The 7,678-nt window shown below is 64.6% G+C and carries 6 protein-coding genes and 1 pseudogene; 1 reads left to right on the top strand and 6 read right to left on the bottom strand.

What is annotated here, in order from left to right:
• Window positions 1-449, bottom strand: a pseudogene (locus tag RT424_RS15130) (thiolase family protein); the annotation flags it as partial.
• Window positions 449-853: an OB-fold domain-containing protein gene (locus RT424_RS15125; RefSeq protein WP_313439932.1), complete on the bottom strand. Its 405-nt coding sequence runs from the start codon at window positions 851-853 to the stop codon at window positions 449-451. The pseudogene RT424_RS15130 and the gene RT424_RS15125, both read right to left, overlap by 1 nt.
• Window positions 854-1,108: 255 nt before the next feature.
• Here RT424_RS15125 and RT424_RS15120 point away from each other — a divergent pair, with 255 nt between their 5' ends.
• Window positions 1,109-3,400, top strand: a complete 2,292-nt coding sequence (locus RT424_RS15120) for a TonB-dependent receptor domain-containing protein (protein ID WP_313439943.1) — start codon at window positions 1,109-1,111, stop codon at window positions 3,398-3,400.
• 63 nt (window positions 3,401-3,463) lie between these two features.
• On the opposite strand, the gene RT424_RS15115 is transcribed toward RT424_RS15120, so the two are convergent.
• The 4 genes from RT424_RS15115 to RT424_RS15100 all read right to left on the bottom strand — a co-directional run.
• A complete protein-coding gene (locus tag RT424_RS15115; RefSeq protein ID WP_313439930.1) occupies window positions 3,464-4,387 on the bottom strand; it encodes a TIGR03619 family F420-dependent LLM class oxidoreductase in 924 nt (307 codons plus the stop codon).
• 23 nt (window positions 4,388-4,410) lie between these two features.
• Entirely contained in the window at window positions 4,411-5,619 is a 1,209-nt protein-coding gene (locus RT424_RS15110; RefSeq protein ID WP_313439927.1) for a CoA transferase, read from the bottom strand.
• Window positions 5,620-5,886: 267 nt separating this feature from the next.
• Window positions 5,887-7,038: a CoA transferase gene (locus RT424_RS15105; RefSeq protein WP_313439924.1), complete on the bottom strand. Its 1,152-nt coding sequence runs from the start codon at window positions 7,036-7,038 to the stop codon at window positions 5,887-5,889.
• Window positions 7,035-7,678 (bottom strand): SDR family oxidoreductase (locus tag RT424_RS15100; RefSeq protein ID WP_313439922.1); only part of this gene is annotated, 644 nt, incomplete at its 5' end. The genes RT424_RS15100 and RT424_RS15105, both read right to left, overlap by 4 nt.

The following is a 7,678-nucleotide window of genomic DNA, read 5'->3' as shown; positions in this document are numbered from 1 at the left end:
GGGCTGGTCCACTGCGATGCGCCGGTGACCCGGTCCTGCTTCGCGCCGGCCATGTATTGCGCGGGGTCGGCCATGCCGCCGGCTTCGTAGACGGTGCGGAAGCAGATGACGTGGCGGCACAGGCCCTGCTTCACGGCCATGGCGGCCACGCCGATCGCGGAAAGCTGCGCGGGCTGCTCCATCGCCCCCATGTGCCATTTCGACTTGATGCCGAGGACTTCGATGAGATCCTCGCTGGCGACCGGGGAGAAGGCGGTATAGCCGTTCATCTTGCCGGGATAGGTGAACACGCCGTCGATCTGGTCGAGCGTGAGGCCCGCATCGTCGAGCGCTTCGCGCACGGCATCGACGGTCAACAGAAGTGGATGGCGCGGCAGGCGCACGCCGACTTCGGACTGGCCGACGCCGGTTATGTAGGCTTCCCTGAGATGTGCGGGCTTGCTGGCCATCAGTCCACTTTCTTGAAGAGGGGGAAGAACACGCCGTCCTGTTCCTCGAACGTGACGCGAACCCTGTCGTCGAACTCGACGGCTTCGACGGGGCAGCCGACGATGTTGGTGGTGAGATAGACGCCGGGAACGCCATCGAGCTTCACGCGGGCGATCACGTAAGGCACCTCCAGTCCTTTGGCCCAGGGCTGGTGATTGATCGTGAAGCTGTCGACCGTTCCAGTGCCCGGCACCGGTTCGGGCGCGACGTTTTCGGACTGGCAATGGCGGCACAGCAGGCGCGGTGGATGGGTGAACTGTCCGCAGTCCCCGCACTTGATGATGTTGAGCCGACCTTCGCCACCGCCCGTCCAGAAGGCGGTGTTTTCCTGGTCCAGCCTTGGCAGGGGCCTGGGTAAAGTCATGTCCGGTTCTCTCCCTCGTCGACCGTGAAAGTTCCCGCGCGGAAGATCGGCGTCAAGCACGGGCAGGGATTGATCGCGGGGGCGCGAGCGTGGCGCAAATGTCGCAAGGCATGAAAAATGCGATGTTGAAAAAGTTGTTTCAGCGCGGATCTACGTTGTGAAACTTTACGAGCGCCAAGTTCGGTAACAGGACTGTCATCGAGGGAAAGTAACCGCCCAGCCGGTTTACTTGCCAACAGGGAATGCGACGTGTCCATGACACTTATCGCCCGCAAGGCTCTGCATCTGACCTGCGGTCTGGGTGCCATTTGTATTTCCACCCATGCCTTCGCGCAGGATGCTTCGTCTTCGGGAGAAGGCCTTGGCGACATCGTGGTTACGGCGGAGCGGCGTACCGAGAACCTCCAGCAGGTGCCGATCTCCGTCGGTGTGGTCGGCGGCGACCAGTTCCGCACGTTTCAGGCTGCGGGCGACGACATTCTCGCCCTGTCCGGCCGCGTTCCGGGCCTCTATGCCGAGACGACCACCGGCCGCATCTTTCCCCGCTTCTACATTCGCGGCCTGGGAAATATCGACTTCTATCTGGGCGCCTCGCAGCCGGTGTCGATCATCCAGGACGACGTGGTGCTGGAGCATGTCGTCCTGAAATCCAACCCCGTCTACGACCTTGACCAGGTGGAAGTGCTGCGCGGCCCGCAGGGCTCGCTGTTCGGTCGCAATACCACGGCGGGCATCATCAAGATCGACACGATCAAACCCGCCACCGACCGCTGGACCGGCCGCGCGAATGCCAGCTACGGTTCCTACAACTCGGTGAACGTGGATGCCGGCGTGGGCGGACCGATCATCCAGGACGTGCTGGCGGTGCGTGTCTCGGGCCTCTATCAGCGCCGCGACGACTGGATCGACAATACCTACAGCGGCCCCAGCGCCGACGGCACCGTCTCGCCCAAGAAGAACGCCATGGGCGGCTTCGAGGAACGCGATGCGCGCGTGCAACTGCTGCTGGCACCTACCGGCTCGAACTTCTCGATGCTGACCAGCTTCCACGCCCGCAAGTATTCGGGCACCTCCACGATCTTCCATCGCGCCGCCTTCACCAAGGGCTCGAACGACGTCAGCAACGAACCGCGCGACAAGATCGCTCTCGACGAGGCGCACAACAACCCGCAGGCCTATGACACCTACGGCGCCTCCAACCGCATCGCGATGGACTTCGGCCCGGTCACGCTCACCTCGATCAGCGCCTGGGAAACCACGTCGGGCTACAGCCGGGGCGATACGGACGGCGGCGCCGGAGCGAACTTCCCGGTGAACGGCGTGGCCAACGGCTTCGGGCAGTCTCAGGGCAACGTCCGCGATCTCGATCAGCTGAGCCAGGAACTACGCTTGTCGAGCAATGGCGACACCCGCTTCAAGTGGCAGATCGGTGGAATGTGGTTCGACCAGCGCGACATCACCGAGTTCTACCAGCGCGCCTATTTCCTGACGCCGCCTGCCAACAATCCCAACAACTGGGTGCGTCTGCGCAACCAGAATACCAGCTGGGCCCTGTTCGGACAGGTGAGCTACGAACTGGCGCAGGGGCTGACGGTGACCGCCGGCGGCCGCTATACCAAGGACACCAAGAAGACGCGCCTGCTCAAGACCGCCGACACCGCAGCCGGCGCCGTGACGTATCGCGGGCGCCGCTATGTGCGTCTCTCGGGCGAGGAGCCGAGCTGGGACGTCAGCGTCAACTACGAGGTGAACCCCAATGTGAACGTCTACGCCCGCGTGGCGCGCGGCTTCCGTGGACCGACCATCCAGGGCCGCTCGGCGGTGTTCAACTCCGATTTCACCACGGCGGATTCGGAAACGATCCTCTCCGGCGAGGCGGGCATCAAGACCCAGCTGTTCGACAACAAGGTCCGCTTCAACCTCTCGGGCTTCGCTTATCGGGTGAAGGACATCCAGCTGAACGGCAACGACAGCGACGGCAACGGCGTGCTGTTCAATGCCGACAAGGCTGAGGCCTACGGCATGGAAGCCGAGCTGGAAGCGCGTCCGGTCCCTAACCTCACGCTGACGGCGGGACTCAGCCTGCTGCACACCGAGATCAAGGACAAGAACGTCTACGCCCAGGTTTGCGCGCTGAACGGCGTGGTGGTCTGCACCGTGCAGGATCCGACGATCACCAATGCGCGAGGAGTCTTTGCCCAGATCGACGGCAATCCGCTGCCCAACGCGCCGAAATACACCGCCAATGTCACCGCCCGCTATGACGTTCCGCTGGGCAATGGCGGTTCGCTGTTCGCCGCGACCGACTGGATGTGGCAGGGCTATACGAACTTCGTGCTCTACAAGACGCGGGAGTTCTACTCGAAGAACGACTTCGAGGGCGGTCTGAAGGTGGGCTACTCGGCGCCGGACGGCCGCTACGAGATCGCCGCCTTCGCGCGCAACATCACCAATGAGAAGAACCTCAAGGGCGTGATCGAGAAGTACATGGCCGCCGTCTTCAACGAGCCGCGCGTCATCGGCGCCTCGTTCTCCGGCAAGTTCTGATCGGCCAGTTCTGATAGGAGTGCCGGGTGGTGCGGCCGTTTCGGCAGGCACCACCCGGCGCTCTCATCGGACGGCGGGCATGATCTCTTCCGCGATCCACTGGGTGTAGTCGCGATAGGCTTCGATGCCCGAAAGCGGGGGGATCGGGATCGAACTCCAGGTGACGCCCCACTCCGCCAATTCGCCAAGGCGCGCGATCAGTTCCTCCTTGGATTGGCCGGGCCGAGCGCGGGGATCGGCGTCCAGCACCTTGTGGCCTTCGCCGACGCGGGCGGTGGAGATGCCGTAGAACACGTCCTGCAATTGCCCGTTGTAGTCGGGCTGCGAGCGGATGAAGTCCAGCCGCTCCGGGATCGTTTCCGGCTTCGTCAGAAAGGGCCACCAACCCTGTGCATGGCGGGCGGTGCGTTTCAACACGGCATCGGCATCGCCACCGAACCAGACGGGAATATGCGGCTTCTGCACCGGATTCGGCGCGAACGCGACGTCTCTGAAGGAGACGTACCTGCCTTCGAACTCCGGATTTTCTTGAGTCCAGAGCGCGAGGATGGCCTCGATATATTCGTCCGCCATGGCACCGCGTTCGTGGAAGGGAATGCCGAGGAGCGCGAACTCCTCCTCCAGCCAGCCGACCGCGAAAGTGACGGTCACCCGGCCGGAGGAAAGCCAGTCCATCGTCGCCAGTGCTTTGGCCGTCACGATCGGATGCTGCGCCGGGAGGATGGCGATGCAGGAGTTTACCCGCACCCGCTCGGTCGCTCCGGCGAAATGGCTCATGGCGGTGAAGGCGTTGAAGTAGAACGGGCCGGAAAGCTCCACGTGGCGTTTGGGGATGATGTGGTGTTCGGGCACTGCGATCATCTCGAAGCCCAACTTTTCCGCCCATTTGGCCAGTGCGGTCTGGTCGGCGCCGGTCACGGCGGTTTCCCAGGGCTGCATCGTCGCCTTGAGTTCGAGCATATGCGGCATCGCAAACGCCAGCTTCATCCGATATCTCCCCGTGATCGCTTTCAGTCGATCACTTTCCGCGCGATCAGATCGTTCATTTCGCCTTCGGACAAGCCCAGGATTTCGCGATAGACGTAAGCGTTGTGTTCCCCCAGCAGCGGCGCGCCGCGTTCGACGGCGGGGCCATCGGGGCTGATCCGCCACGATGGGCCGATGATCGGGCGAGTGCCGTTGCGGTGATCGTTGACCATGCGGAATGCTTGCCGCTGCCAGAGAAAGGCATCGGAGCAGAGGTCCAGGGAACTCATCGCCTTGAAGGCTGGAACGCCCGCATTCCTGAGGCTTTCGGCCAGCTCGGCGGGGTCATGCGATCGAGTGAGGGCCGCGAGTTCGGCGTCCAGTTCGCCGCGATTGGCAAGCCTTCCAGCGAGGTCGGAAAAACGCGTGTCGGCGGCAAGCGCGGGCGCGCCGAGCACATGGCAAAGCGCATGCCATTCGGCCTCGTTCGCCACGGCGATACTTGTCCAGCTTCCGCCGGAGCAGGGGTAGAAGCCGTGCGGAGCCATCTCCGGATGGACGTTTCCGTCCGCTTCCGGCACGACTCCTGTGACGCTGGCCGTGAACAGGCTGTCTCCGACGAGGCTGGTCATCGCCTCTACCGCCGACAGGTCGATGAACTGGCCTTCTCCCGTGCTCTCGCGGTGGTGGAGCGCGGCCACGCAGGCGAGTGCGGCGAGGGCGCCCGCCGTGGAATCGCCGTAGCGGATGTTCATGCCCTTGGGCGTTTCGCCTTCATGCCCCACCAGCGCGGTCAGGCCCGATAGCGCGGCGAAGCAGGGGGCGTAGCCGGTCTGATAGCCCAGCGGGCCGTCGGTGCCCCACATCTTGATTGCGCACTGGATGAGGTCCGGCTTGATCGCCTTGAGGCTTTCGTGATCCAGGCCGGACCGCTCCATCGCTCCGGGGCGGATGTTGTCGATCAGGATATCGGCGCTGGCGATCATGCGCTTCACGAGGTCCAGTCCTTCGGCAGTCTTCATGTTGACCTGAACCGAGAGGATTTCCTGATTGATCGACAGGAAATAGGGCGCCGCATCGATGTCCACGCCGCCGTAGGCGCGCATCTCGTCGAGGTTGGAGCGGGATTCGATCTTGATCACTTCCGCACCGAGATGGGCCAGCAGCTTGCCCGCGTAAGGACCGGCCCAGACTTTGGTGAGTTCGATGACGCGGATGCCGGCGAGGGGGCCTTTTCGGTCAGGAAGCGGCATCGTGGCGCTCCGGCCTTGGGTTCGCGCGGAGTCGCGGAGAAGCGGCGAAGAAGGGGGGAGTAAGACGGGGGCACGCAGAGACGCAGAGACGCAGAGATGTCTTGTTTCTGGCGAAGCCGCTCAATTCAGGAGCGTGGCGGGTGCCGCAACGTAGAGGCAATGAAGGAGCCTGCGGCGCAGCACGACCTCTCTGCGTCTCTGCATCTCTGCGTGCATCCCACCTTTCCTTTTTCTTCTCCGCGTCTCCGCGCCTCCGCGTAAAACCGTTCATGCGTCGGCCTCCTGACGGCTGGCGCCGAGTTCTGGCGCGGTGGAGCGAATTCGGACCGGCGTGGCGCTTATGCGGTAGGCGGCGGTGGGATAGGAGACCTCTCCAAATGTCGGATGCACCGCCTGCTGGAAGAAGCCGCGATGGACGAACTGTTCGTGGCGCGGAAGATCGTCGGCCGTATGGACCGGCACCATGGCGACACCTGCCTTCTGAGCGGCCTCGGTGATCGGGTGCTTGTCCTGCCGGGCGATCCACGCCGAGAAGTGTTCGCGGAACATCGCGACGTTGGGCGGGGTGCAGTCGAACTCCAGCCAGTCCTCGCGCAGTTCGTCCGCCCAGGCCGGATCGCCCATCAGCGCGCAGAGGCCTTGCCAATGCGCTTTCGTCGTCATCAGCAGGAAGACATGCCCGTCGCGGCAGGCGAAGGCGGTGCCGGGGCCGCCCATGTCGTAGGCGGTGCGTGCATCGCTGGGCTCCGCCTCGCCTGCGAGCATCCGGCCGAGCACGCAGTCGATGCGGTTCAATTGCACTTCCACTTCGGAAATATCGACAAATTGCCCCTGACCGGTGCGGCGCAGGCGCAGCAGCGAGGTCATGGTGGCCAGCGCGGCGTCGATTCCGGCTTCGTAGTCGGAGAGGAACCGGCCCGCGCCTTTCAGCGGCGGCTTGTCGGCAGGCGTTTCGCTGGGGCTGTGATAGGCCCAGCCGCCCGCCGCGATGACGTTGATCGGGCGGGCGGATTGCCAGCCTTCCGGTGCGTCCTGCCCGAACGGCGTGACCAGCGTGTGGACCAGCTTCGGATAGGCAGCGGCGACCATTCCCGGAGTGAGGCCCATGGCCCGGCACCAGCCGGCGTCGTGATCGTCGATCAGCGCGTGCGCGCGGGCGAGCAGGCGGTCGAGCACCACGCGGTCGGCGGCGTCGGCAGGGTTGAGCACGACCGACTTCTTGTTGGTATTGAGGTAGGCGAACAGCGTCGATTCCCCCGCCGCGAAAGGCCCCATCGCGCGCGTCGGAGCGCCGCCGGGGCGTTCCACCTTGATCACCTCGGCGCCGAGATCGGCCAGCAGCTTGCCGGTATATTCGCCGCTGACCCGCTCGGCGGTTTCGATCACGGTCAGCCCGTCGAGGGCACCTCTACTCGTCATAACGACTGCCCATCGTCGATGGTGAAGGTTGCCCCGGTCACTTGTGCGGAGGCGTCGGACAGCAGGTAGAGCAGCATGGGCGTCAGCGCCTCCGCATCGAGCAGGCGCCGGCGGTGGAGACCGGCGATGTCGGCCTGTCCGCGCTCGCTGGCGAACCAGTCCCTGTTGATCTCGGTGGCGATCCAGCCGGGCTGGATGGTGTTGACGTTGATGCCCTGGCGCACCCAGTCGCGCGCGAGTTGGCGGCTGAGATGGGCGAGGCCCGCCTTGGTCGCGGCGTACATGGCATCGCCGGTGCCGTTCTGCTGCGCGGTGATCGATCCGATCAGGACCACGCGGCCCCGTCCGTGCCCGCGGCTTCCCCCGACGATCAGCCGCCGCGCGCCTTCGCGGGCGACCAGCATCGCGCCGAGCAGGTTGGTGTCGAGTACATGGCGCAGGCCTTCTTCGGGCACATCGGTAGAGCGACCCCCGGTGCCGATGCCTGCGTTGCAGATCACACCGTCGATCGTTCCGAAGCGCGCCTCCGCTGCGTCGAAAGCGGCGCTGACAGATGCCTCGCTGGTGACGTCGAGTTCTACGGCCAGTGCTTCTCCCAGTTCGGCGGCGAGCGCCTTGCAGCGCTCAATTCGCCGAGCCC

This window comes from Novosphingobium sp. (assembly GCF_032093395.1).
Classification (GTDB): Bacteria; Pseudomonadota; Alphaproteobacteria; order Sphingomonadales; family Sphingomonadaceae; genus Novosphingobium.
Note: the sequence above shows the minus strand (reverse complement) of the source record. Positions and strands in the feature narration are given on the sequence as shown.

Excerpts from the sequence above, each read along its gene's own strand:
- RT424_RS15120 (WP_313439943.1), top strand. The coding sequence starts at position 1,109 with ATGACACTTATCGCCCGCAAGGCTCTGCATCTGACCTGCGGTCTGGGT.
- RT424_RS15105 (WP_313439924.1), bottom strand. The coding sequence starts at position 7,038 with ATGACGAGTAGAGGTGCCCTCGACGGGCTGACCGTGATCGAAACCGCC.
- RT424_RS15125 (WP_313439932.1), bottom strand. The coding sequence starts at position 853 with ATGACTTTACCCAGGCCCCTGCCAAGGCTGGACCAGGAAAACACCGCC.
- RT424_RS15115 (WP_313439930.1), bottom strand. The coding sequence starts at position 4,387 with ATGAAGCTGGCGTTTGCGATGCCGCATATGCTCGAACTCAAGGCGACG.
- RT424_RS15110 (WP_313439927.1), bottom strand. The coding sequence starts at position 5,619 with ATGCCGCTTCCTGACCGAAAAGGCCCCCTCGCCGGCATCCGCGTCATC.